23 protein-coding genes are annotated in these 25,520 nt (G+C 43.7%); 8 read left to right on the top strand and 15 right to left on the bottom strand.

Features of this window, described 5'->3' with window-relative positions; translation table 11 throughout:
* Positions 1 to 19: 19 nt before the first annotated feature.
* The 6 genes from atpB (at position 20) to atpG (ending at position 5,046) form a co-directional block, all read left to right on the top strand.
* Positions 20 to 1,063 carry a F0F1 ATP synthase subunit A gene (gene atpB, locus P2G54_RS13485; protein ID WP_275871988.1) on the top strand — a complete coding sequence of 348 codons (1,044 nt, stop codon included), beginning with the start codon at positions 20 to 22 and terminating at the stop codon, positions 1,061 to 1,063.
* Between the two features lie 38 nt (positions 1,064 to 1,101).
* Positions 1,102 to 1,362, top strand: coding sequence for an ATP synthase F0 subunit C (gene atpE / locus P2G54_RS13480; protein ID WP_073572558.1), 261 nt, complete (start codon positions 1,102 to 1,104; stop codon positions 1,360 to 1,362).
* 75 nt (positions 1,363 to 1,437) lie between these two features.
* On the top strand, positions 1,438 to 1,932 hold the full coding sequence (locus P2G54_RS13475; RefSeq protein ID WP_275871982.1) for a F0F1 ATP synthase subunit B: 495 nt from the start codon (positions 1,438 to 1,440) through the stop codon (positions 1,930 to 1,932).
* 10 nt (positions 1,933 to 1,942) lie between these two features.
* Complete coding sequence (gene atpH, locus P2G54_RS13470) at positions 1,943 to 2,503, top strand: ATP synthase F1 subunit delta (protein WP_275871980.1); 561 nt, start codon at positions 1,943 to 1,945, stop codon at positions 2,501 to 2,503.
* A 25-nt stretch (positions 2,504 to 2,528) separates the two neighbouring features.
* Positions 2,529 to 4,106, top strand: a complete 1,578-nt coding sequence (gene atpA / locus P2G54_RS13465; protein ID WP_275871978.1) for a F0F1 ATP synthase subunit alpha — start codon at positions 2,529 to 2,531, stop codon at positions 4,104 to 4,106.
* Positions 4,107 to 4,170: 64 nt separating this feature from the next.
* Positions 4,171 to 5,046: an ATP synthase F1 subunit gamma gene (atpG, locus tag P2G54_RS13460; RefSeq protein WP_275871976.1), complete on the top strand. Its 876-nt coding sequence runs from the start codon at positions 4,171 to 4,173 to the stop codon at positions 5,044 to 5,046.
* A 78-nt stretch (positions 5,047 to 5,124) separates the two neighbouring features.
* Here the strand turns inward: atpG and P2G54_RS13455 are convergent, their stop codons facing one another.
* From P2G54_RS13455 to P2G54_RS13435, 5 genes are all read right to left on the bottom strand, one after another.
* Positions 5,125 to 5,529: a DoxX family protein gene (locus tag P2G54_RS13455; protein WP_275871973.1), complete on the bottom strand. Its 405-nt coding sequence runs from the start codon at positions 5,527 to 5,529 to the stop codon at positions 5,125 to 5,127.
* 118 nt (positions 5,530 to 5,647) lie between these two features.
* Positions 5,648 to 6,895, bottom strand: a complete 1,248-nt coding sequence (locus P2G54_RS13450) for an FAD-dependent oxidoreductase (RefSeq protein ID WP_275871971.1) — start codon at positions 6,893 to 6,895, stop codon at positions 5,648 to 5,650.
* Positions 6,896 to 7,001: 106 nt separating this feature from the next.
* Positions 7,002 to 8,006 (bottom strand): 4-hydroxyproline epimerase, encoded by a 1,005-nt coding sequence (locus P2G54_RS13445; RefSeq protein WP_275871969.1) that lies wholly within the window; start codon positions 8,004 to 8,006, stop codon positions 7,002 to 7,004.
* A gap of 94 nt (positions 8,007 to 8,100) precedes the next feature.
* Entirely contained in the window at positions 8,101 to 9,546 is a 1,446-nt protein-coding gene (locus tag P2G54_RS13440; RefSeq protein ID WP_275871968.1) for an aldehyde dehydrogenase (NADP(+)), read from the bottom strand.
* 64 nt (positions 9,547 to 9,610) lie between these two features.
* Positions 9,611 to 10,501 carry a dihydrodipicolinate synthase family protein gene (locus P2G54_RS13435; RefSeq protein ID WP_275871966.1) on the bottom strand — a complete coding sequence of 297 codons (891 nt, stop codon included), beginning with the start codon at positions 10,499 to 10,501 and terminating at the stop codon, positions 9,611 to 9,613.
* Between the two features lie 131 nt (positions 10,502 to 10,632).
* Between P2G54_RS13435 and P2G54_RS13430 the strand changes: the two genes are divergently transcribed.
* A complete protein-coding gene (locus tag P2G54_RS13430; protein WP_275871964.1) occupies positions 10,633 to 11,493 on the top strand; it encodes an AraC family transcriptional regulator in 861 nt (286 codons plus the stop codon).
* On the opposite strand, the gene P2G54_RS13425 is transcribed toward P2G54_RS13430, so the two are convergent.
* Positions 11,483 to 12,541 (bottom strand): SMP-30/gluconolactonase/LRE family protein, encoded by a 1,059-nt coding sequence (locus tag P2G54_RS13425; RefSeq protein WP_275871962.1) that lies wholly within the window; start codon positions 12,539 to 12,541, stop codon positions 11,483 to 11,485. The two genes, P2G54_RS13430 and P2G54_RS13425, sit on opposite strands and share 11 nt — an antisense overlap.
* Before the next feature lie 23 nt (positions 12,542 to 12,564).
* A complete protein-coding gene (locus tag P2G54_RS13420; RefSeq protein WP_275871960.1) occupies positions 12,565 to 13,989 on the bottom strand; it encodes a M20 family peptidase in 1,425 nt (474 codons plus the stop codon).
* Positions 13,990 to 14,305: 316 nt separating this feature from the next.
* On the opposite strand from P2G54_RS13420, the gene P2G54_RS13415 reads away from it, so the two are divergent.
* Positions 14,306 to 15,988, top strand: a complete 1,683-nt coding sequence (locus P2G54_RS13415) for a DUF885 family protein (protein WP_275871959.1) — start codon at positions 14,306 to 14,308, stop codon at positions 15,986 to 15,988.
* Between the two features lie 289 nt (positions 15,989 to 16,277).
* Here the strand turns inward: P2G54_RS13415 and P2G54_RS13410 are convergent, their stop codons facing one another.
* From P2G54_RS13410 to P2G54_RS13375, 8 genes are all read right to left on the bottom strand, one after another.
* On the bottom strand, positions 16,278 to 16,979 hold the full coding sequence (locus P2G54_RS13410; RefSeq protein WP_275871957.1) for a Spy/CpxP family protein refolding chaperone: 702 nt from the start codon (positions 16,977 to 16,979) through the stop codon (positions 16,278 to 16,280).
* A gap of 26 nt (positions 16,980 to 17,005) precedes the next feature.
* Entirely contained in the window at positions 17,006 to 17,332 is a 327-nt protein-coding gene (locus P2G54_RS13405) for a hypothetical protein (RefSeq protein ID WP_275871954.1), read from the bottom strand.
* On the bottom strand, positions 17,313 to 17,807 hold the full coding sequence (locus tag P2G54_RS13400; RefSeq protein WP_275871953.1) for an RNA polymerase sigma factor: 495 nt from the start codon (positions 17,805 to 17,807) through the stop codon (positions 17,313 to 17,315). The genes P2G54_RS13405 and P2G54_RS13400 overlap by 20 nt, the downstream gene beginning before the upstream one ends.
* Before the next feature lie 72 nt (positions 17,808 to 17,879).
* On the bottom strand, positions 17,880 to 18,536 hold the full coding sequence (locus P2G54_RS13395) for an outer membrane beta-barrel protein (RefSeq protein WP_275871951.1): 657 nt from the start codon (positions 18,534 to 18,536) through the stop codon (positions 17,880 to 17,882).
* Positions 18,537 to 18,571: 35 nt separating this feature from the next.
* Positions 18,572 to 21,331, bottom strand: coding sequence for a TonB-dependent receptor (locus P2G54_RS13390; RefSeq protein ID WP_275871949.1), 2,760 nt, complete (start codon positions 21,329 to 21,331; stop codon positions 18,572 to 18,574).
* A gap of 215 nt (positions 21,332 to 21,546) precedes the next feature.
* The gene (locus tag P2G54_RS13385) at positions 21,547 to 22,281 is read right to left on the bottom strand and encodes an MIP/aquaporin family protein (protein WP_275871947.1); all 735 of its coding nucleotides are present in this window, start codon (positions 22,279 to 22,281) and stop codon (positions 21,547 to 21,549) included.
* Position 22,282: 1 nt separating this feature from the next.
* On the bottom strand, positions 22,283 to 23,782 hold the full coding sequence (gene glpK, locus P2G54_RS13380; protein WP_275871945.1) for a glycerol kinase GlpK: 1,500 nt from the start codon (positions 23,780 to 23,782) through the stop codon (positions 22,283 to 22,285).
* 68 nt (positions 23,783 to 23,850) lie between these two features.
* On the bottom strand, positions 23,851 to 25,416 hold the full coding sequence (locus P2G54_RS13375; RefSeq protein ID WP_275871943.1) for a glycerol-3-phosphate dehydrogenase/oxidase: 1,566 nt from the start codon (positions 25,414 to 25,416) through the stop codon (positions 23,851 to 23,853).
* Positions 25,417 to 25,520 lie beyond the last annotated feature (104 nt).

Here is a 25,520-nt window from a genome sequence, read left to right as displayed (position 1 = left end):
CCCTCAAAAAAACGAGTTGATGACGCGCAAATTTCTGGCCCTAAGTCTTTTAATTTCAGCACTTTTGCTGAGTGTTTCTAGCGCGGTATTCGCGGCTGGATCTGAGACTGAAGAAAGTAATGAAAGTCCGACGGAATTTATCATGCACCACGTGAAAGATTCCCATGAATGGCATTTTTTCAATATTGGACATACTCATGTCACTCTTCCTTTGCCGGTAATTACCTATGCATCGGATAGAGGATTGGAGTTTTACATGTCTTCCGATTTCCAGAATCATGAAACTCATCTATTTGGTGAAGAAAATGCCCATAACGGAATCTATATTGATAGTCATGAGCATTTGGGAAGAGTAGACGGTGGTTCTATCTATGATTTTTCCATCACCAAGAACGTTGCAATGATGTTCATTGTGATTCTTTTGGTTGCTTATGTGGCTCTATCCGCTGCTCGTCACTATAAAAAACACGGAGCTGTTGCGCCTAAAGGTGCCGCTTCTATCGTGGAGCCGATTGTGATTTTCGTTCGTGATGAAATTGCAGAAAAGGCAATTGGTCCCAAATACAAGAAGTTTGTTCCTTATTTGCTGTCATTGTTTTTCTTTATTTGGATTGGTAACCTTTTGGGCTTGATGCCTGGTGCTGCCAACTTGACTGGAAACATTGCAGTTACCTTCACCCTTGCTATTCTAACCTTCATCTTGGTTAATATCAATGGTAATAAAGATTATTGGAAGCACGTCTTTGCAACTCCTGGAGTTCCTGCGCCTCTACTTCCGATTATTGTCGTAGTAGAATTCATTGGTCTATTTACTAAGCCTTTTGCCTTGATGGTCCGTCTCTTTGTAGCGATCACGGCAGGTCACATTGTGATTTTGGCATTCATTGCATTGGTGTTCATTTTCGAATCCTATGCGATTGGGGTAGTGAGTACCCTTATGGTTACCTTTATCAATATGATTGAATTGCTTGTTGCGACCATTCAGGCTTATGTATTTACCCTATTTACAGCAATGTATATTGGGGGAGCAGTAGCTGAGCATGCGCATGACGATCATCATTAATTAGAAATTTCTTTGTTCAATTTATAAATCTAACGTTTATGTTAACTTCTATCTTGTTGACTGCTGGATTGGCTCTTATGGGTGCTGGTATCGGTGCAGGAATTGTTGCGATTGGCGCAGGACTTGGTATCGGTCGTATCGGTGGCCAGGCTATGGAATCTATTGCTCGTCAGCCTGAGGCTGCTGGTAAGGTTCAAACAGCTATGCTGATCATCGCAGCTTTGATCGAGGTGGTTTCCCTGTTTGCAGTAGTAGTTTGTCTACTTATTGCTTTGAACGCAGGCGGTATCGCTTTCTAAGAACAAAAGAACAGGGATTGGCGCTAGGCCAATCCCTCCTTTATTGAACAAAACCGAAATTATACACAATACATCATGGATCTGATTTCACCTAGTTCCGGCCTGATTTTCTGGCAATTATTTGGCTTCTTGGCCTTGTTGTTTATCCTGGTTAAGTTTGCTTGGAAGCCAATGCTCGCAGCTTTGGAAGAAAGAGAGTCAAGCATCGAAAACGCATTGAAATCTGCTGAATTAGCCAGAAACGAAATGGCTAATTTGAAGGCTGAAAATGAAAAGCTTTTGGCTGAAGCAAGATTGGAAAGAGATGCTATTTTGGCTAAAGCTCAGGAAGCATCCAACAAAATGATCGAGGAAGCCAAGGAAGAAGCTGGAAAACAAGGAGCCCAGTTGATCGAGAATGCAAAGGCAGTGATCGAGACTGAGAAGAAAGCTGCTTTGGCCGAAGTAAAAACCCAAGTTGCTGTTCTGACTCTTGAAGTAGCTGAAAAATTGCTTAGAAAGAATTTGTCAGACGATAAGGCTCAGAAAGAGCTGGTTGATGAATTTGTGAAGGACCTTAAGTTAAACTGATAAACCTCCCATGTCAAACCATAGAGTAGCATCCCGGTATGCCAAATCTATTCTAGAGCTTTCCATCGATATGGGAAAGTTGGAGGAGGTATTCGCCGATTTTCAGAAGCTTTCTAAGATAGGTTCAGAAAATCGGGAATTGGAGCTTTTGCTCAAAAATCCAGTGGTAAAGTCCGACAAAAAGCTTGCTGTGTTGAAAGCCTTGATGCAGTCATCTGCTCAGGAAATCACTTTGGGCTTTTTGGACATCGTATCCCGTAAAAACAGAGAGGAAATTCTTTTGGATGTTGCCAAAGAATTTGTCAATCAATATAACCAACACAAATCCATTCAGGTAGCCGAATTGACTACTACCTTCCCGATTGATGAGAAGTTGAGAAATGAATTTGTTGAGGTAGTTAAGCAGATTTCGGGACGTAAGACTGTTCAATTGGTGGAGAAAATCAGCCCAGAATTGATCGGTGGATATGTTCTCAAAGTAAATGACCGTCAGTTGGACGAGTCTCTAAGTGGTAAACTGAGAATCTTGAAAAACCAGTTTAGCCAAAATCACTACGAAAGTAAAATCTAATCAAAAAGCATTAATAAATTCTATCATGGCAGAAGTAAGACCAGATGAGGTTTCGGCGATCTTAAGAGAGCAACTCTCAGGAGCCAGAACAGAGGCCGAACTTGAAGAAGTTGGAACGGTTCTCCAAGTGGGGGACGGTGTAGCTCGTATCTTTGGACTTTCTAAGGCTCAGGCCGGGGAATTGCTGGAATTCGACAATGGTCTGAAAGCAATGGTACTGAACCTTGAGGAAGATAATGTAGGTGCTGTACTCTTTGGTGATTCCAAAGAAATCAAGGAAGGAGATACAGTAAAAAGAACAAAAAAGATTGCTTCCATTCAGGTTGGTGAAGGAATGTTGGGCCGCGTAGTGGATACCTTGGGTAACCCAATCGACGGAAAAGGTCCTATCTCCGGCGACTTGTACGAAATGCCTTTGGAGCGTAAAGCACCTGGTGTAATCTACAGACAGCCTGTAACTGAACCTCTTCAAACTGGTATCAAATCAATTGATGCAATGATTCCAATTGGTAGAGGCCAGCGGGAATTGGTAATCGGTGACCGTCAGACAGGTAAGACTGCGGTAGTAATCGATACCATCCTCAACCAGAAAGAATTTTATGACAAAGGCGAGCCAGTATTCTGTATCTACGTTGCTGTAGGGCAGAAGGCTTCCACTGTTGCCGGTGTGGTAGCAGCTTTGGAAAAAGGCGGAGCCCTTCCTTATACAGTAGTAGTTTCTGCAGCTGCTTCTGATCCAGCTCCAATGCAGTTCTTTGCTCCGTTTACCGGTGCAGCTATCGGAGAATTCTTCCGTGACACCGGACGTCCTGCTTTGGTGGTTTATGATGATCTTTCTAAGCAAGCTGTTGCTTATCGTGAAGTTTCCCTATTGCTAAGAAGACCTCCGGGACGTGAAGCTTATCCTGGTGACGTGTTCTACCTTCACTCAAGATTGTTGGAAAGAGCTGCGAAGATCAATAAGTCTGATGCAATTGCGCAGCAGATGAATGACCTTCCTGAGTCTATCCGTCCTTTGGTGAAAGGTGGAGGTTCTTTGACTGCACTTCCAATTATCGAAACTCAGGCTGGTGACGTTTCTGCTTATATTCCGACTAACGTAATCTCCATTACTGACGGTCAGATCTTCTTGGAAACAAACTTGTTTAACTCTGGTATCCGTCCAGCGATCAACGTGGGTATCTCCGTTTCCCGTGTAGGTGGTAATGCGCAGATCAAATCCATGAAGAAAGTAGCTGGTACCTTGAAATTGGATCAGGCTCAGTTCCGTGAATTGGAAGCTTTTGCGAAGTTCGGATCTGACTTAGATGCAACTACAAAAAGAACCATCGAAAGAGGTAGAAGAAACCAGGAAATTCTGAAACAAGCTCAGTACTCTCCAGTTTCTGTTGCCAATCAGGTAGCTATTATTTATGCCTCTACAAAAGGTTTGATGGATTCCGTTCCTGTAGAAAAGGCAAGAGCATTCGAGAAAGAATTCTACACTTTGCTGGAGACTTCTTATCCAGAGGCTTTGCAGTTGATCTTGAAAGGAGATATCGACGGTGCGGGTGAGATCTTGAAGAAAGCAGCAGCTGAACTAGCTCCAAAATTCGCTAACTAATTGAATTGAATTCCGGAAGGTGAAAGCCTTCCGGGTATCTATACGCAAGTACTAAGAAAGCAAAATGGCTAACCTTAAGGAAGTAAAGCAACGGATCACATCAGTAGTCTCCACTCAGCAGATTACGAAAGCCATGAAAATGGTGTCCGCCGCCAAGCTCAGAAGAGCACAGGACAAGATCATTCAGATGCGTCCTTACTCTCAAAAACTTACTCAGATCCTGAACAATGTTTCTGCGGCATCTGAGGGAGCAGCTGATATTGTTTTCGCCGAAAAGCGCGAAGTCAATAAGGTTTTGATTATCCCTGTTACTTCTGATAAAGGGCTTTGCGGTGCTTTCAACTCCAATATTATCAAGGCTGTTAACCAGGCCGTATCCGAGCAGTTTGCAGGAAAAGAAATCACTATTCTTCCTGTAGGAAAGAAAGCTTTTGAAGCTTTCAAAAAGCGTGATTTTGCTCTTGTTTCCGATTTCTATCAGATTTTCTCCGATTTGAATTTCGATACTGCCAGAGCTGCTGCCGAGTATGCTATGAATGCTTTTGTAGCAGGTGAATTTGATCAGGTGGTTTTGGTGTTCAATGAGTTCAAGAACGTAGCAACCCAGATTGTGAGAACTGAACAGTTCTTACCTATGGCAAAGGAAGAAAACGAAGAGACAACATCAGGAGCTGAATCGGATTATATCCTTGAACCTTCAAGAGCTTATATCATTGAGGAGTTGGTTCCAACTTCTTTGAAAATCCAATTCTACAAGGCGGTCTTGGAAAGCAATGCTTCCGAGCATGGTGCCCGAATGACGGCCATGGACAAGGCTACTGAAAATGCCGGTGAGTTGCTGAAGGAGTTGCGGTTGATGTACAACAGAACCCGTCAGGCGGCCATTACCAACGAAATCCTAGAGATTGTGGCTGGTGCCAACGCTTTGGGAGGTAAATAATCTTACGAGAAATCAAAAAGAAACCACAACTCGAAAGGGTTGTGGTTTTTTGTTTATTGCAGTTGATGCTAGGGCACTTTAGTTATAATTGTACTTATTTTTTTTGGTCAGACTATCCAGCGAAAATCTTCCCCCTCCGAAAACAAGAAGACCTAAAAATGTCAAGAAAAACATCAAGGGAAGTTCTTTTCTTGAGAAAGGGTCATCCCAATGTGCATAGAAAGCGGCTGTAAGCATGGTGATCATTATGGGAATAGTGGCTAGGCGTAGCTTGAAGCCGATCATTACCAGAATAGCACAAATAACTTCTGCAAATGTGGCAAGCCCAAGCGAAATTTCAGGTCCCAAGCCAAATGGATCAGCAAATTTTATTTCATCCGCCATCAGTCGGTTGATTTTTGGAATACCGTGGGTTAGCAACATTCCCCCTGCTCCTAAGCGAATAATCAGTAATACTAAAGCCTTATCTATTGTTTCTTTCATTGGATTTATTTTACTCTAAAAATATTAGTTTTTCCAAATCAGAAAAGCCGAATTTTTTGGACGGCAAATGAATGTTGTTTTTAAAATGAAATACTTGCCCGTTTAAGTTTTCCTTTTTTCAAGCATATCTCCCTACCTCAAAGCCTGAAATTAGGAGAGAGGTGTCTTTTTGTAGGTGTAGTTCTGCCAGGATTTTTCCGGTAGCAGGGGCAAGAGAAACTCCCATCATTCCATGCCCACTGCCTACTAGAACGTTGGAATATCCTGGAGCAAACCCGATGTAGGGAAGTCCATCTGGAGAACAAGGGCGAAGACCTTTCCAGATTTGGTTTTCTGAAGGAAACTTGGCTTGAAAGTCAGGATAGTATCGGTTGATGCTTTCAAAAATCCCTTTCACCCTGTTCATGTTTATTTTTTGGTTGGTACCTGCAATCTCTAAAGTGCCTCCAAAACGGACTTTATTTCCATAGGGGCTTACGGCGACTTTCATTTCTGTCAGGATGGTTGCCTGCTTGATCTCAGGCTGGTTTTCCTGAATAAAGGAATAGCCTTTGCCTCCCATCATGGGAAGTGAGAAATTTAGCATTTTGGCCAACTCTCCAGACCAGGAACCACCGCAGAGTAGCACCTTTTCAGCTTCCAGTTTTCCTTGATCCGTTAAGACAGCAGTTACCTTAGTTCCTGATTTTTCGAAGCCTAAAACCTCTGTATTGGTATGAAATCTCACCCCTTTTTCGGTCAAATAGGTTTTTAGAAAACTATAAAGAGCGCTTGGATTCAAATGTGCATCCCCTGGAAATAAGACAGCTCCTTTTGCCTTTACTTCCAGGTTGGGCTCTACTTTTTGGATATCCTGTGGGCTGAGTATCTCAGCTTCAAGACCATATTTTCTGGCCAAATGGGCAAATTCCACCTCCTCTTTTTCCACAGCATCGGTCTTATAAACCATCATCAATCCTTTTTCCTGAAGGGCAAGGGCTACCTCAGGATGTTCTTCACGGAAATTCAGATAGAGAGATTTGCTCAGAAGGCCGAGGTTTTTCAAAAAAGGAATAGCCTTGGCTACCTGCTTTTCATTGGCGGCTCTGAAAAACAACAAAGACCATTGAAGCAATTTGTAGTCCAGACGGGGATGGATGTAAAAAGGGCTTTTTGAGGAAAACATCCAGGAAATCCCCTTACTGATCATTCCGGGTGCAGAAAGAGGGATGATGTGACTGGGGACAATCATTCCTGCATTGCCTGTGGAGCAATTTTCCGCCATATCCGTTCTGTCAATGATCGTGACTTCAATCCCTTCTTTTTGAAGGAAATAGGCGGAGAATAGTCCCACAATTCCCCCGCCGATGATGATGGTTGGTTTCATAGTTGAAGCAAAGCTGCGAACTCTACAGAATCTCGCAGGTTTTTAAATTTTCTTTCTGTCAATACTCCAATTACTGAGCTGGTTTAGATCCTCAAAATCTCTTGGATTAAATCACCTGAAATCCATGAACGTAGGGGTCGTCATCGTCTAGGATGATGGTATTGTATCCATAGACTTTTGCCCAACCCTCAATGCTCGGGACAATGGCTGACTTTCCGGCAATTTCAGTTTCTTCTTCGATTCTGCCGATAAATTTTGACCCAATGAAACTTTCGTGCACGAATTCATCTCCGGGCTTCAGCCAGCCTTTTGCATGCCATTGGGCCATTCTTGCGGAAGTTCCGGTTCCACAAGGAGAGCGATCAATGGCTTTGTCTCCGTAAAATACCGCATTTCGGGCAGTGCTGCCTTCATCCAGGGTTTTTCCAGTCCACATGATATGAGACAAACCCCTGATCCGCTCATGTTCGGGATGGACAAAGTCATACTTTTCATTCATCTTTTGGCGAAGGTTTCTCGCCATAGAAATGAGTTGTTCGGCTTTGAAATTCTCCAGACCGGGGAAGTTTTCCTGTGGATCAACTATACAATAGAAATTCCCTCCATAGGCCACATCCACCTTCAATTTCCCCAGTTCTTCAATTTCGATTTCCAGTCCTTCTGCCGCCAAATAGCTTTTCACATTGGTGAGTTTGACGGATTTGACTTTTTTCCCTTCTTGTTTGTATTCGACCAAAACCAATCCCGCTGGGGCTTCCATTCTCAGGAACCCAGGAGTTTTTGGATAAATAAGGCCTTCTTCAATGGCAACGGTGATGGTTCCGATGGTTCCATGTCCACACATTGGGAGACAGCCTGAAGTTTCTATAAATAAGATGGAAAAGTCATTTTCCGGATCATGAGGAGGAAATAGCATGGAGCCAGACATCATATCATGTCCTCTTGGTTCGAACATCAATCCTGTCCGAATCCAATCATAGTTTTCCATGAAATAATGCCGCTTTTCCAGCATGGTGTTTCCTTTTAAAAAAGGAACACCCCCTGACACTACACGTACCGGATTTCCACAGGTATGTGCATCAATACAAGAGAAGGTGTGTCTTTCAGACATAGTGAATCAATAATGAGGCTTTAATTCTTTGTAGAATAAGTGAGACTCGGGTAAGGGTTTGAAGGAGTTCAGTTGAAGCTTTATTTTATCGTACTTATTTTTCCCACTTGCCATTGACCATTCTCCAAATGCCCAGAGGATTTCCATCCCTTAATGCATCTGGGAGGAGTTCTTCCGGCATGTCCTGAAATGCGATTGGCCGCGCAAATCTTTTGATGGCATAGGCACCTACCGATGTGCTTCGTGAATCTGTGGTGGACGGGTAAGGGCCTCCATGCTGCATGGCAAAACCGACTTCCACACCTGTAGGAACTCCTTTAAACAGCAGTCTTCCACATTTTTCTTCCAGGAGGTTTAGGAGGAAAAGTTGGTCTTTCAGTTCTTCATCTTCAGCCCAAATGGTAATGGTCAACTGTCCATGGAGTTTCGTAGCGATTTCCAAAAGGTCATTCTGATCCTGGTAAACTACCATCATGGCAAAGGCACCAAATACCTCCTTTTGGAAAAGATTGTCCTTCAACCAATCTGAAGCCTTGATCTCGGCAAGAGCAGTACTTCCGTTGATCAGGTGCTTGGGATCTGCGACTTTGACCCAGCGAAGTTCTTCCCGGGACTGTAGAAATTGAATGGAGTCGTAATATGCCTGAGCGATTCCAGGGTGAAGCATGGGAGCAGAGGCAATGCCATTGAGTTCAGCTGCTATTGCTTTTTCATAGGCCTTGGCTTGGGACTCGGGCACGAAAATCAGTCCTGGGTTGGTACAAAACTGTCCTACTCCGAGAGTGAGGGAAGCCACGAAGGACTTGGCCAGACTTTCAATGTCATTAGCAAGCTTTTTCGGAAAGCAGAAAATAGGGTTAACCGAACCCATCTCCGCAAAAACAGGAATTGGTTCTTCTCGTTGGTTTGCTAGATCAAACAGCGCTTTTCCTCCACCATGGGAACCGGTAAATGCCACTGCTTTTGTTACGGGATGTTTGACTAAGGCCTGGCCCACATCTATTCCCCCTTCCACATGCGTAAAAATGCCTGCGGGTAAACTCGTTTTCAAAAGAGCTTGGTGGATGCAATCTGCTACCTTTCGGGAAGTTTCCGGATGGGCAGGGTGTGCTTTATAGATTACCGGACATCCCGAAGCAAGTGCCGAAATGGTATCCCCTCCGGCAGTAGAAAAAGCCAAAGGAAAATTGCTCGCACCAAAAACCACAACAGGACCCAATGGAGTCAGAAATCTTCGGATATCTGATTTGGGCAAGGGGCTTCGATTCGGGTCAGCCGGGTCAATTGTAGCTTCCACCCAACTTCCTTCTTTGACCAGATTGGCAAAAAGTCTGATTTGTCCCACAGTTCGCCCCAATTCACCGTTGATTCTTCCTTCCGGAAGATTGGATTCTTGCACCGCCAGTGGGACGATTTCTTCCCGGTTTTCTTCAAGAATTGTAGCCAAGGTTTCCAAAAAGGCTCCTTTTTCCTTTCCAGAAAGGTTTTTGTAGAAAAGGAAAGCCTCTTGGGCATCTGCAAAAATTTTATTTAGGTCCATGGTTTTTTAGGTTTTGGAAATCCAATTGTGCTCTATACCGAAAATATTTTGATCTAGATGCGAATCAGATAACAGGTCTATTTTTGATTCCTTCTTTGATAATGCGTTCGATTCTTTCCCGTTCTTCACCGATCAAGGTCAATCTTGGGGCTCGTACATATTCACTTCCGATTCCACAGTGCTGCTCGGCGAGCTTGATATACTGAACTAGTTTAGGATGAATATCGAGTTCCAATAAAGGTAAAAACCATCGGTAGATTTCCCGAGCTTCTTCGATTTTTCCTTCGTTGACAAGGTTATAAATAGTTACTGTTTCTTTTGGAAATGCACATACCAAACCTGCTACCCAGCCTACGGCTCCCATGAGTAATTCTTCCATTGCCAAAGTATCCACTCCACAAAGGATCTGAAACCTGTCCCCAAATCGGTTGATCATACGAGTGACATTGGAGATATCTCTTGTCGATTCTTTGATTGCCTGAATATTTGAACACTCAGCCAATTCAGCAAACATGTCAATAGTCACCAAAGTCTTATAATCCACCGGGTTGTTGTAGATCATCATCGGAAGCTTGGTGGCACTGGCAACTGTCTTGAAATAGGTCACTACTTCCCTCGCATCAGCTGCATAGCGCATCGGAGGGAGGATCATCAGGCCAGAAGCCCCCAGTTCTTCTGCCTTTTTGGCCCAGAATAGTGCATCTTGTGTGGCACCTTCAGCGATATTAAGAATAACAGGTACTTTTCCGTTTACATAGTTGACCGTTTCAGCAGTCAGTTGAATTTTCTCTTCCTGGGAAAGGACAGAGCTTTCACCCAATGTGCCTCCGAGAATAATTCCATGGACGCCGGATTCCAGTTGAAAATCCAGGTTTTTGAAAAATAAATCCATGTCCAAACTGCCGTCCGCATGAAATTTGGTAGTTACCGCAGGGAATACGCCTTTCCAGTTCATAGTTTTTTTATTTCAAAATTACCATGCTCGCTTTCCTCTTTCTTTCACCCGGTTAATCATTTATAATACTATATTGATAATTAAATTGATTTTGAAATCAGATTCTATTTAATACTATACCAATTTCTTGGATGGCAAAGATCATTTCCTTTCAAATACCCAAGTCTCAGAGGGAATTTGTCCGCTTTCAGGAAGACCGAGGCTGGCATTTTTACGATAGGCTCCACCAACATCCCCAACTTCAACTGACGGTGATTTTGGAAGGGAGGGGACAGTTTCTAAGTAGGGATTATGTGGGAAGGTTTCAGCCGGGTGATGTTTTCTTTTTGGGAGAAAATGCTCCTCATGTTTTCCGAAGTGATCCAGCCTATTTTGAAGAAAATTCGGATATGATTTCGGCTGGAAATACTGTCTTTTTTGACTTTCAGGCCTTGGGTAATGCTTTAGGGGAGGTAGAAGATCTTCAAAGCCTGAAAAAATTTACGGAAATGAAGAGTTCCTGCTTCCAGATTTTCGGGGAGAGCAATGAGAAAATCAGCGAAATTCTCCGGGTTTTTGGAGACAGTTCTGGATTGGGGAGATTTCAGTTGGGGATTCAGCTTCTGTCCCTGATCGAAAATGCAGGTAAGGAAATGAAACCCTTGAATCAGGTGGGCGTTTTGCCGGAACTTTCTGAAAAAGATGGAAACCGGATGAACCAAGTAATGCAGTTTATTTTCGAAAACTGTTTTGGAGCCATTTCCTTGGAGGAGGCAGCAGCAACGGCCAATATGAGCAAAGAAGCTTTTTGCAGGTTTTTTAAGCTCAGGACCAGGAAGACCTTTACCCAATACATCAATCAGCTCCGGATCAGTGAAGCACAGAAGCTTTTGGAGGAAACTGATTTGGGAATTGCAGAGATTGCTTTCCGGGTGGGTTTTGAAAACCTATCCTATTTCAACCGGAGTTTCCGAAGGGTTACGGGAAAGACCCCAAGGGAATTTAGGGGCTAGATTTTTTCAGTACCAGCATTTTTTGGTCCATCACATTTCCCAAAAAAAGGAAGTCCCCGAAAAGTACAGCCACCGAGGAGGCTGACATAGTCTCTCCGGAATCAATCCAAACCTTTTCGATTGGACTTCTTTCTCCTTGTTGATAAGTTACCTTGATAATTTCAGAGGGAGCCAATTCTTTCTTTCCTGCCGCATAGGCTGAAAATGTCATTAAATCAGGATGTGACCCAATCCAAAGGTTCCCAGCTTCATCCAGTTCAATATTGTCCACGCCAGTCCCAGCGTCGATATCCTCAATTTGACTCAAATCTCCATTTGAGTTTATGTCAAAAACCCGGATCAGAAATTTTCTGGAACTTGCAACAAATAAAAGATCCTTGTCAGAGTCATACTGAAGTCCATTGGGGTAGCCCATTCCTTCAGCAACGATTCTGAAATTTTCTCCGTCAAAATACCCCACATTGGCTACAGCTACTCCAAGGTAATTTTCCGCAAATATTCCCAGCCTGGAAGTATTGCCATGATCATTGGAATAGTAGAATTGATCTTTTCCCACCAAGACCAAGTCATTTGGGGAAATCAACAAGGGGTCCCGAAGAGTACGTTCATGCTGAACCGCTCCCTCTTGAATTGAAAATAACTCAACGGAATGTTTTCCCTTTACATGATTGATTACGGCGAGTTGATAGTGGTGTGGACCAAGCTCAAATAGGCTAATTCCATGAGGGAAAAGGGTCAAATCAGAGGGGAGGGGAATGCGTTGTGGTTGAAAAGGAGTTTTGCTCAAATCCAACCAATACAGGTCATGAATCCCCTCTTCACCGTCTCTTTTCTTGGCTCTGTCATCTACTGATAGTATTAAAAAACTATCTTTCCTCGAAATTGCCAAATCCTCGACTCCGGGTAAATTGATGGTTTGAAAAACCTCTCCAAATTCATTTTTTGGCTCAATTTTCCGAAAAAAACCTGTACTCCAAAAGGTGTAAAGTAGGAAGGCGATACCCATAAAAAGAATGATTCCAATGCTTGCAAGTATCTTTTTTAGCATAGCAGCTATTTTTGTTTGAGTGCTTAAAAGTTTCTGATCAAATGGTAGCTAAACTGGATAATCTCCTTGTAGTTTTCTTTGCTTATTTTTTCATCAATTCCATGAAAGCGCTCCATGGATTTTGAGTCGATCCACATGGGGTAGAAACGGTAGACTTCTTCGGAGATTTCATAGAAATAGCGGGAATCCGTGGCTCCTCCAAGCAAACCAGGTACTACTATAGTTCCAGGATATAGGCTGCGAATGGTTTTTTCCAGGATTTTGTAAGATTCAGAATCTACAGTTGACACCTTGGGTGGATTAGTCAAAAAGCCGACTGGCTCTACACGTACCTTATCGGAAACGGTGCTCTCGATGTGTGCTTGGACCGATTCAATGGTTTCGCCTGGGAGTATTCTAAAATTGATGGTGGCTTCGGCAACTGTTGGGATGACGTTATTTTTCACTCCTCCATTGATGATGGTAGGAGCTGTGGTGGTATGGGCATTCAAACCTGTCAGGAGTTGCTTTTTAAATAGCCAAGGATTAGCAAAGGCCATTCGGGTTAAAAAAGGGAGTTCTGGACCTATGTATTCCAGTTGGGAATCAATCGGAGGAATCAACTTATAGGGCAATTGGTTGTTTTCTAAGTCTACAATCGCCTGAGCTAGGATGCCGATTGTATTTTCCCGAGGAGGAGCTGAGCTATGCCCCCCGTTGGTTTCTACAATCAGCCGAAAAGAGGCAAACCCTTTTTCTCCCAAATTCACCATAGCTACAGGGGCATCTACACCAGGGACCATGTTTTCGGCAATATATCCGCCTTCATCCATGGTCATGGCTGCATGAACCCCTTGAGCCTTGAGGTGTTCGGCAATTTTTGCAGCTCCCTTTGGACCGCCTACTTCCTCATCGTGCCCTGAGGCAATGTAAATGGTGCGAGTAGGTTGGTAATTTTCAGAAAGCAATTTTTCTACTGCCTCCATCACGCCTATCAGGGTGCTTTTATCATCCATAGTTCCCCGGCCTATGATATGAGTATCCGTTATTTTCCCCTCAAAAGGTCCGGCTTCCCATTGATTCAAGGTAGGCTGATCAACCGGAACCACATCCTGATGGGACATGAGGATAATCGGCTTTAGGGATTCATCGGATCCTTTCCATTTGTAAAGAAGGCTATACGTATTGATTTTTTCTAGACTTAGGTTGGCATGAGTGAGGGGAAATGTCTCCTCCAGAAAACGGTGGAAACCAAAAAACTCCGCTGAATCTGGGATTGCATCCTCGCTGAAGGAAATGGTTTTGAATTGGATGGCTTTGGATAAGTTTTGGAACACTTCATCCGAAATGGCCACTTTTTCGATGGGTTCGGGATCGACTTGCTTGGAACTGAGCCTTAAGGTATTGAACAATAGTACGGCTAGTACTACAACAAATGCGATCAGAAGACCAAGGAATAATTTCTTCATAGGGGTGGTTTTAATTGAGGTTCACTGTAGAAAATGTATGGATTTACTGTAGAGTGAACTTTGAACAAGTTAATGATAAACCAAATCGATTGGCATACTCTGTATTTTTTTTTCAATCATTTGATTTATAGTAAGTTGAAACTCAGTCAAAAAGTACTTTTCACCTTTTAGATCCAGAAATGGGATAAATGGATAGAGGGAAATGCCAAATTTTTTTTAACTAGTTACTTTCTCAAAGGAGTGGTGGTAAGTTACTCGAACGCCTTTTCTTCCAAAATATCCTTTTGAGAAAAATAATTTTAACCAAATAACCTGTATGAAAAGACTTTATATAACCCTTTTTCTGTGTTTAAACTTGGGATTTTCCTGGGCTACCGAACTGGTGGATATGATCCAAACCTATCAGGCTGATCGGGGTGCTTTGGGAAGACTTTATACCAATCGTCTTTCGGATGAGTATTTCTCCAGAATGGAAAGTTTCAATCAGGAATACTTGGATGCCCTTCAAAAGAGGGATTACAGTTCTCTCTCCGAGGACGGTAAAATAGACTATGTGCTTTTCCGCAATTATCTCGAAAAGGAACAGGCTGAATTGGAATTGGACAAGAAGGCCTTCGAGGAAGTGAAGGCCGTTTTGGCATTTGGAGGTCCTCTTGAGGAGTTTGTGAAAGGAAGAAGAAGGGCTGTAACTCCGGATGCACAAAAATTGGCCCATGACTGGAATCAGGTAGCTATTCAAGTGGATGCCCAGCTAGCCAAGCTTTCCGGCTTACCTAAATACAATAGTTGGCAAAAGGCTGATTTGGCTGCTAGGGCGGTGGAGTCTCTAAATAGGGTGACTGCTGAGGCGTATGGATATTATTTTGATTATCATCCTGAATTCACTTGGTGGATGCCTGAGCCTTGGAAAAGATTGGACGCTAGCATGAAGGCTTATGCCAAGACTTTGCGGGATCATTATACCAATTCAGTGAAAGATGACGGTAGTGGAATCATCGGAAGACCAATAGGTAGGGAAGCCTTGGAAAAACAGCTGGCCTTTGAGATGATCGCCTATTCTCCCGAAGAATTGATTGCAGAGGCTGAAAAGCAGTTTGCCTGGTGTGAGAAGGAAATGCTGAAGGCTTCCAATGAACTTGGTTTTGGAAATGATTGGAAGGGAGCTCTGGAGATGGTAAAAGAAACCTATTTGCCCGCAGGGGAGTGGCCGGCGGAAGTAATTCGATTAGCGGAGGAAGCCACTGCCTATATGGAAGAAAATGATTTGATCACAGTTCCTGCCATGGCCAAGGAAACCTGGAGAACAACCATGATTTCCGCGGAAAGACAGCGGGTGAGCCCTTTCTTCCTGGGTGGGGAAGTGATCCAGATTTCCTATCCTACTTCTGAAATGAGCCATGAGGATAAGATGATGTCCATGAGGGGAAATAACCCTCATTTTTCACGGGCAACGGTTCAGCATGAGTTGATTCCGGGACATCATTTGCAGCAGTTTATGAGCCAGCGTTACATGCCTCACCGCAGAATGTTCCGTACGCCTTTTTGGACTGAAGGGTGGGCGCTGTATTGGGAATTTGTGCTTTGGGATAGGGATTTCCCGAGAGATCCCAAGGATAAAGTAGGCATGCTGTTTTGGAGAATGCACCGTTGTGCGCGTATCATTTTCTCTCTCAACTATCACCTGGGCAACATGACCCCACAGCAATGCATTGACCTCTTGGTGGATAAAGTGGGCCATGAATATGCCAATGCTGAAGCGGAAGTCCGGCGTTCCTTTGAGGGAAGTTACGGTCCTCTATACCAGATTGCTTATATGATCGGAGCCTTGGAGATTTATTCTTTGAGAAATGAAATGGTGGATTCAGGTAAAATGGGCGAAAAGGAGTTTCATGACATGGTCATGCAGCAAAATAATATGCCAATTGAAATTCTTAGAGCAAAGGTTACTGGACAGCCACTTGGAAAAAATCACAAAGCCAGTTGGAAGTTTTTAGATTAAATTCTCTCAAGATTTGAAAATTAAGCATTTAATACTAGGTTTCTAAAAATTAAAAACCTTTGTATGGAATATTTAAAAACTATTGGTTATCTGCTTTTTGTTGGAATTCAGCTTGCATTTATTTTAGGGGTTTTCTGGTTGGTATTTTATTATTCCTGGAAGACTATAAGGGAGTTTAGAAATAGAAAGGGCTGATGGGTTCATATTTTCCCAGACGTACATATAGAACGAAAAAAAGAAGGCCGAATCAGCCTTCTTTTTTTCGTTTAAACTTAACCAATATGAAGATTTAGTTTTCTGGGGTTTGTTTTAGGGTAATGATGACCACTCCATTTTTGCCTTCCACACCATATTTTTTCAAAGCCTCTTCCCCTTTGAGAACTGACATACTATTTATATCCTTTGGATTGATGTTACTAAAGGAGTTTACTTTTTTCAGGCCAGTTTTGGTTTCTATAAAGTAGAGTGGCTGCTCTCCGTTGCCATTGACACTTACGGCTACTTTGGGAGAACTGCCAGCTGTCCCAGAAACAGAGGAGGCCAAAGGAACTCCGTCCACGATCGTAACTGGTTCTGTGGAGGCTGAACCTTTAATTCGGATCATGGTTGGCTTATTGAGAATTTCTTTCTGTTCCTCTGTAAGTTGGTTTTTGATTGCAACGAGGGTGTTTAGCTGGTGCCTTTTTAATTGGTTTTCTAGATTAAGGACAGCGTCAAGTTGCCTGCTCACAGCTGACTGGTTGATTTTCTCCCCTTCCAAAAGGTCTCGAAGCTTTCGTGTTTCTTGATCTAAATCCCGTTTGAGTTCGGAAAATTGACCTGCATTTTCCGCATGGATTTTTTTGATGTTAGTTGCCTGATTATCTGTAAGTTTTAGCTGTTCACGCATTTCCATGATTCTATCCACGGAATAGAAATTGGCTTTCAGGATATCTTGAGCCTGCGAAATGCCCGCAATCAAGGTGAATAAAAGAAGAAGTGTCTTTTTCATACTATTTAATGGCTATATAGTTGGCTTTAAAATTCTGTGAGTAAAGAGGCCGTTGGAGATTCCCAGATATCCATTTCGGTAGTCTCTTCAATATGAAATTGAAGCTCTTGGCCGTTGATCTGCTCCAAGGTGATGATGAGAACCTCAGGGACTGGCTCGACTTGTGGTTCATTTTTTCCAAGAATCAAGAAACCAAAGACTAAACTTGCCGCAATACCGATCGGGATCCACCAATTGAAGGACTTGGCTTTGGCTTTTTCCTCCGGAAATTCTGGAATCTCCAGGTGCCGATCTTGCTTTTTCATTTCAGAAAAAAAGTCCCGTATCAATTCATCATTTTCCATTTTGCTCAAGGGTCTGGTTTTTTAGAATCAGTTCTCTCAGTTTCTTTTTCCCGCGGTCGTAGTGGGTACGTGCGGTTCCTATACTGACCTCCAGGATATTTGCACATTGCTCCAAGGTCATTTGATGGTAAAACACCATCAGAATCACCTCTCGTTGCCTTATGGGAAGCTGGCTGATGATTTCTTGATAATCTGTAGAATCAAGCTCCTCGTAGGTTTCCTGTCGGTCAAATTCTTCGAGCAGAGGCTGATTTTTATTGTTTTTTCTCAACTCATCAATTGCAGTAAAACGGATGACGGAAAAGAGCCAGCTTTTTGATTTTTCAATTTCTTGGAGCCTTGCTTTTCCTTCTAGGATTTTTAGATAACAGATCTGTAATACATCCTTTGCAAGATCCTCATCAAAGCCGCAGCATTGTCTCGCCCACAGGTAGGCATCCCGATGGTACTCTTTGAGGATATGTTCCAGCTCATTCCGCTTCATTTACATTGATTAATCGGAAAAGGGTAAAAATATATGACAAGTGAAGTGAAAAAATTCAGGAAAAGAATTCGATCACCTGCGCTCCCGAATTTGGAAAAGATAAGCTAAAGAAAATTCCAGATTGGTGGAGCTAATGTCAAATACCCGGTCTTGTCCTTCGGGATTGGTAAAATCGTATGAAAAGCGAACCTCTCCTGCCAGTGTGCTTTTCCCAAAAAGTTTGGAAATGCCCGCACCGGCAGTAAGTCCATACATCAGTTTTTTGGGACGGTCTTCTTCTCCTCCATAGGTGGGAAGTTCTGGTTTGGTGGGATTGGTGAATTCTCTCTGAACATCGGTAGCACTCAATAAGTAGCCCAAATGCGGGCCCATTTTTACCTGAAATCTCCCTGACCTACCAGCGAAGAAACTTGCCAATAAAGGGACTTTCAAATAGTTCAGTTCGGTGATGTTTTCCAATACCGGGTCGCTGTCTTCATTTTTCTGAGCAAAGCCCAGTGTAATGCTTTGAATGTTGAGTTCAATCCCTGCATTTTTTGAATTGAAATGCTCGAATACAAAAGCATAGGTTGGAGCCGATATGCCACTCACGGAAACTGCCCTTAAGTTAGCCGCCGGACGGTAGGAATAGGAAGCACTGCTGTATCCCGCCCGAATCCCAATACTCGTTTGGGAATAGGCCGAGAGGCTCAGGATAAAAAGAAGACTGCTTAAAATGATTCTCCTCATGCTCAAAATTAATGAAATATGCCGGCTACAGGCCCTTAATTTGAATTGATGGTGAATGTACCTGAAATAATTTCTCCGTCTATTCCCAGTCCGCGGATTTCTACAGTCATTGGCCCTGCCTGATCATTGGTATAGAAGGAGATGCTTACTTTTCCTGATTCATCGGTTACTAGATAAGGATTCCAATACAATGTTTGGCGCAAGTCTGATTCAAGATCTTTTTCTTGCGCATAGTCCAATTGGTAAAAATTCTGGCTAGCTCCGTATCCTTCTATGGTGAATTGGGTAAATCCGCTTGCTTTTCCGAGAGCGCTTGTTGCTGATTGGCCTTCCCCTTCTTTTAGGTACACGGCGATTACCCCGTTTCTTCCTTGGTCCCCAAGCATGGAGACGGTTCGGGAAACTATTTCCACCCGGTCAATATTGTTTGGGTTGACGGACCGAAGATTGTCCGCGGCGGTGGTACTTCCAGTACTTGCCAGTATTGCACCATCGACCATTACTATGGGCTCCATTGAACCCGAAACGGAGATAGCTCCTCCTCTCAGTCGAATTTGTTGTCGGCCACTTGCCCCTTCCAAGGTCACCCGCATACCGGGGACATTCCCTGCCAGACTGTTGACTAGGTCAACAGAATTTCCTGTTGCAAGGATTTTATTTCCAGAAACCACATAATCCGGATTTCCATAGATCGCTCTGGGTTGATCTATTTTTTCGTCTTCTACGACAATTGTTGCTAACTCTTCATTTTCCTCATCAATTGGGCGAATGGGTTCAGTCACAGATTTGGTTTTTGGGAAAGAAACATCCGTAGGGAGAGCAACAGGGGCTTTCAAAGGTTCGACCAATTCTATTTTTGAAACCGGTTTTTGCTTTCTGTCACTGGCCTGAATGGCCAGCTTCATGGGGCCGTAAAACTCCATTTCTTCCATAGAAAACTCTCCGTTTCGATCCGCTTCAAGCTCCACCATTCCTTGGAAATCATTGATGAATACGGTGACTTGGCCACTGGTTCCTTTGCCCTTGTCATCGTAGATCATTCCCCTTTGTACCAGAGATTTTTCAATCGGATAGGAAAAACGATCCAATCCCAAACTTGAAGGGATATCCTCCAGCTGAAGACTTTGTTGAATACTTGGGGATTGAGGTAGTACAGGGATTTGAGTTTGGTCCAGTACTGAAACTGAAAGCCGGGCCTGAATGGGTTTATTTGTACTAGTTAGTGTGGCGATGGATAAAGTGACCTTTTCTCTTTTCCCATAGGCCGAACGGTCGGTTTTCAAGGATACATTGGATGGAGTTGCGGCATTTTGGGGATTCCCTTCCTCAATTCGCTTGTAGGGGGAAAGTACCGACAATGACTTGATGAAAAAATGGTTGGGTCCATAATTTCGGTTCCAGTTGGTATAGGCCCGGAGGAAATATTTCTCTTCGCTCAGACTATCAGGCAGGTAAAAATCGCCCACTGCGATTCCATCACGAATTGGGAATTTCTTTTCGATAATAAAATCCCGGTTTTGATTGATCAACTCCACATGAAGGACTTTGCTGAGTTCATCTCTTAGGAAGGGATTTCCATACTTCAGATAAGCTTTAAAAAAGACTTCATCCCCGGAAAAATAAAAGGGTTTGTCAGTGTGTACGAAGATTTTTTCCTGAAAATTGGCTGCTGTTCGCTCCAGGTTTTGAAGTTGAATGGCCTTTTCGGCATTATAATCCAGCGGAAGCAAAGAGGAAATCCTTTTCCGGTCCATATCTCCCGCAAAAACCAAGTCCTGTGGATTCAACACCATTCCGTTTTCCCGCACGCGAACTTTGCCTCCATTGACTTCCAGCCAGGAAATCGGGTAAGGTGCGTCCACATAGGTATTCACCTGTGTGTATCCTTTTTCATAATGGATTTCAATTCTCCCCTTCATATTGATAAGGTATTCTCCGGGTTTTCCGGCCGGAGTGACCAGTTGGTCGGGCTTGTAGGGGATGACGGATTTACCAAGTTCATTGGCAAAAATGTCGGAACGGATGTTCATGCTTTCAGAACCTCCGGCTTTGTCGCCGTAAAGGTAAAACCCTTCTTTTTCATGCTCTCCTTTGAGCATGGCCCGAAACATGTTCATCGGGGATTTGAGATAAACTTCAGCTCGGTGCTGTTCCCAGATTTCGCGTTGGCTTTCGGTTTCGGCTTTGATTTCTTCAAATCGTGCCGCTCCTGCAATTCGGTGATTGGTAGGGGAGTCAAAAAATTCTTTTAGGTCAAAGGTGATCTTGTAGCCCAGATAGTTATTGACGATTTCGATGGGAAGCTGTGCGGAAGCTTTGAAAGTATTGTTTTCCTCACTTTCGGGAAAATCAATAAACCAGGGGTTTTGAATCTCGGTTTGGGCCGCTATGGCATCATTTCCAAGAAAGAGGTTTTGAAATTTCCGAAGATCTCTTTCCCAGTTTTTGTCTCTTTTTGCCTTGATTTCCACATCCGAAAGCTCAGTCTCCAGGGGTTTCATATTGAGGTTTACTGTAAGAGTTCCCCCAGGATTTAAAGTCACATTTTTGGTTTCAGCGACATATCCCATAAAGGAAAAGCCAAGTTCTACCGGTCCAGGTTGTAAATTGGTCAAGGTGTAATTTCCTTCCATGTCCGTGACGGTGGAAATAGTCGTGTTATTGACAAAGACATTGCAGAAAGGAAGTGTTTCACCCGTTTCTGCATCTTTTATTACCCCTTTAATGGTCGCTGTCTGGGAAAAAGCAGCATTGGTAAAGAGGAAAAAAAGTAAGATCCAATAATAGGTTTTCATGGGGTAAAATGAATGGTTGGGAGTTTTTGGATTTCAAAATTAGGAAACCAAAACATTCGCCAAAATAGAAAAATCCCCTCGTTTTCCTTGCCAAAGAAAAAGAGGAGGCTATTCCACTTTGTAAAGTATGAAACCCTAATTCTTACTCTTTTGTACGGAGTAGATTCTTGTGGGTTAAAACTATTCGGAATAAAAACCTTTTACAGGTTTTATGCTTAAGCTCCTACCAAGAGATAGAGGAAAGCCGCCAAGGCCGCTCCGACCAAGGGTCCAAATATAGGCACCCAAGCATATCCCCAATCAGAACTTCCTTTGCCCTTCATGGGTAGGAGTTGGTGGACTATCCTAGGTCCCAAATCCCTTGCAGGATTGATGGCATAGCCTGTGGTGCCTCCCAAAGACATCCCGATTACCCAGACCAAAAAGGCCACTGGAAGCGCTCCTATAGACCCCATTCCTATTGGGGTTTGGGTGCTGTCTTCCAGTTTTGCACCGGTGATGTAGAGGATTACAAAAATCAGCATGAAAGTCCCTATTATCTCCGAGATGAAATTGTTTTTCAGATTTCGGATCGCTGGACTGGTACCAAAAGGAGCAGCCAACTCTCCGGGATCCTGTGTGGCTTTGAAATGGTCGATATGCATCAACCAAGCCAAAAAAGCACCGATTCCAGCGCCCAATACCTGGGCTCCTATATAGCCCGGAGCCATGGCCCAGTCAAATTTGCCTGCCAGGCCCAAACCAATGGTAACGGCAGGATTGAGGTGAGCACCGCTGTATGGACCAGCCACCACTACTCCCATAAATACTGCCAATGCCCAAGCCGTGGTAATGACCAACCAACCGGAACCATTTCCTTTGGTTTGGGGTAAGACCACATTTGCTACTACTCCTGATCCTAATAGGAGTAAAATAGCGGTACCGATAATTTCTGCTATGTATGGATTCATGTTATTCTTCCCAATTTTTTGTTCTTTCTACTGCTTTTTGCCAAAAGTGAAGCAGTTTTTTTCGCTTGTCTTCCGGCATAGTGGGCTGGAAGCTCTGGTCAGCTTTCCAAAGCTTTTGGATTTCTTCCTGGCTTTCCCAGAAACCCAGAGCCAAGCCAGCCAAAAATGCGGCTCCGATGGCAGTGGTTTCGATGATTTTTGGCCGTTTGATTTCACATTCTAACAAATCGGCCTGGAATTGCATCAGGAAATTATTTGCTGTAGCTCCCCCGTCAACCCGGAGTTCTTTGGTCTGTTTACCGGAATCTTTTTCCATGGCCTTGATCACATCGTAAACCTGATAGGCGATTGATTCCAAGGCTGCTCTTGTAAAATGGGCTTTAGTGGTGCCTCTAGTAATTCCGAAGATTGCACCCCGGGCATTTTGATCCCAGTGGGGAGCTCCTAAACCTGCCAATGCTGGCACAAAATAAACCCCATCGTTATCATTCAAACTCATGGCAAGAGCCTCAGACTCTTTAGCTTGGTCAAAGAGTTCCAATCCATCTCTGAGCCATTGAATGGCTGCCCCTCCTATAAACACAGATCCTTCCAGGGCATAATTGATTTCATTTCCGATCTTCCATGCCACAGTGGTTAGTAGCTGGTTTTTGGACCGAACAGCATCCTTTCCTGTATTCATCACCAGAAAGCAGCCTGTTCCATAGGTGGTTTTTGCCATGCCGGGTTCTGTACAAAGCTGCCCGAAAAGGGCGGCCTGCTGATCTCCTGCTATACCTGCAATTGGGATTTTGTTTTTGAGTACATCCCCGGCAGTTTCACAATATATTTCAGAACAGGATTTTACTTCAGGAAGCATGCTTTTGGGGATTCCGAACAAGTTTAGGAGTTCCTGATCCCATTCCTGGCTGTGAATATTGAAAAGCATGGTTCTACTGGCATTGGTGATGTCAGTCAGGTGATGTGCTCCTTTGGTGAGTTTCCATACCAACCAGGAATCTACTGTGCCAAAGGCGAGTTCTCCAGCTTCTGCCTGTTGACGTGCTCCCTCCACATGATCTAGGATCCAACGGATTTTGGTTGCCGAAAAATAAGCGTCAATGATCAGTCCGGTCTTAGAGACCACAGCCTCGGCATGTCCTTCCTCCTTAAGTTGATTGCAATAGGAAGCTGTACGTCTATCCTGCCAAACGATGGCATTGTAGATGGCTTTTCCGGTTTTTCTGTTCCACACAATGGTGGTTTCACGCTGGTTGGTAATACCGATTCCGGCAATTTCGTCTACCCCTATTCCTTTGTTGACGATGGACTCGATCATGACCGAAGACTGGGAGGTCCAGATTTCTTCAGGGTCATGCTCAACCCATCCCTGTTGGGGAAAATACTGTTTGAACTCTTTCTGGGCTAGGGAAACGATTTGTCCCTTCTTGTCAAAAATTATGGCTCGGGAACTGGTGGTTCCTTGGTCCAAAGCCATGAGATAGGGTTTGTTTTGGGTCATTTTTTAGGTTTTTATTTGCCTCCAGAGGCAAATAGGAATGGGTTTATTTTCAAATTGTATCTATTGGTCTATGTTTTCAACAGGTATTTCACAGCCACTTTCTGGAAATCATCCAATTCTTTGGCTACCCAAGCCTCGTCTTTATTCAGTTCCTTGGCCATCAACCGGGCCACTTTTTCTGCTGAATCAAGGGCTGCCTGTGCATCTAAAATCAACATACGAATTCTTCTTGAAAGAACATCCTCAACTTTGACGGCCATCTCATTTTTTACGGACCAAACGACCTCAGCCAGGATGTTTGGGAAATCAGGGTGGATTTTTTCCTCCAATGTAGGATCAGTTTTGACAAGCTGCTGAATCGCTGCTGCCTCGGCACCGTATACCGCCCAATGTCCTTCCGGGATGTGCTTGGTGTAGCCGTGAAGTTTCAATTCAAAAGATTTGCTTGGGGAAATTCTTTCTCCGGTGATTTCTGTAAAATGATTGACTGTATCCTCTCCCATTTTTCGAAAGGTGGTCCACTTGCCTCCAATAAGTGTAGCAAGCCCACTTTCAGAAATCAACACCTGATGGGAGCGGGAAATCTCCTTCGTCTTGGTGCTCCCTTCCTTTGGTCTTGCCAATGGACGCAAGCCTGCAAACACCGCCTTGACATCTGCCCTGCTGGGCGCTTTGGCCAGATAGGTCCCTGCTGTTTCCAAAATGAAATCTATTTCCCTTTGCAAAGGATCCGGTTCCAACTTCGCTTTTTCCCGAAGGGTATCGGTGGTTCCAAGGACGAGTTTTCCATGCCAAGGAACTGCAAAAAGCACCCTTCCATCTTTGGTTTTTGGAATCATGATGGCATCATTCCCTCCTAAAAATTCCAAGTCCAAAACCAGATGGATTCCCTGGCTGGGCTGAATCATTTTCTCAGCTAAGGGGTTGTCCATTTTTAGGATTTTGTCTGCAAAAACACCTGTAGCGTTAACCACCATTTTCGCTTTGATGGTATACCTTTTTCCGCTGAGTTCATCTTTGGTTTTTAGCCCGATGATTTTCCCGTTTGGATCTTTGATCAACCCTTTGACTGGGCAATAATTGAGAATACATGCCCCGGCCTCATCTGCCGTCTGGGCGATGGCCAAAGCCAGGCGGGCATCGTCAAACTGTCCGTCGTAATATACTATGCCTCCTTTCAGCCCCTCTTGCTTTACCGTGGGTAGGCGGAGAATTGTCTCCTCCCTGGAAATAAAGCGGCTTTTTCCAAGTCTCAGATTTCCTGCCATCCAATCATAGATCTTCAGGCCCGAATTGTATAGAATTCGGTCTGACCAGGAAAAAACGGGAATGATAAACGCTTGATTGTGGGTGAGGTGTGGAGCATTTTGAAGGAGTTTTCCTCGCTCCTTCAAGGCTTCCAATACCAATCCGATATCACCTTGTGCCAAATAACGCACCCCTCCGTGAACTAATTTTGTACTTCGGCTGGAAGTCCCTTTTGCAAAATCGGCCTTTTCCAAAAGTATTACGGAAAGTCCCCTGGAAATGGCATCCAAAGCTACCCCCAGTCCCGAGGAACCGCCTCCAATTACAGCAATGTCCCAAGTTTTCTTGCTGTCAGCTAATTGCCCTATATTTTCTATTCGGTTCATTGATTTAAAAATATACTAAAAGGCTTTGAAAAATGTAGAGTTGAAGATTTGGATTTGATTACTTCCAGAATCTATAACTTTTTCCCTACCAACCGAAATTGGCA

This window comes from Algoriphagus sp. CAU 1675, from assembly GCF_029222925.1.
GTDB lineage: Bacteria > Bacteroidota > Bacteroidia > Cytophagales > Cyclobacteriaceae > Algoriphagus.
This window is presented reverse-complemented; position numbering and strand designations above follow the sequence as displayed.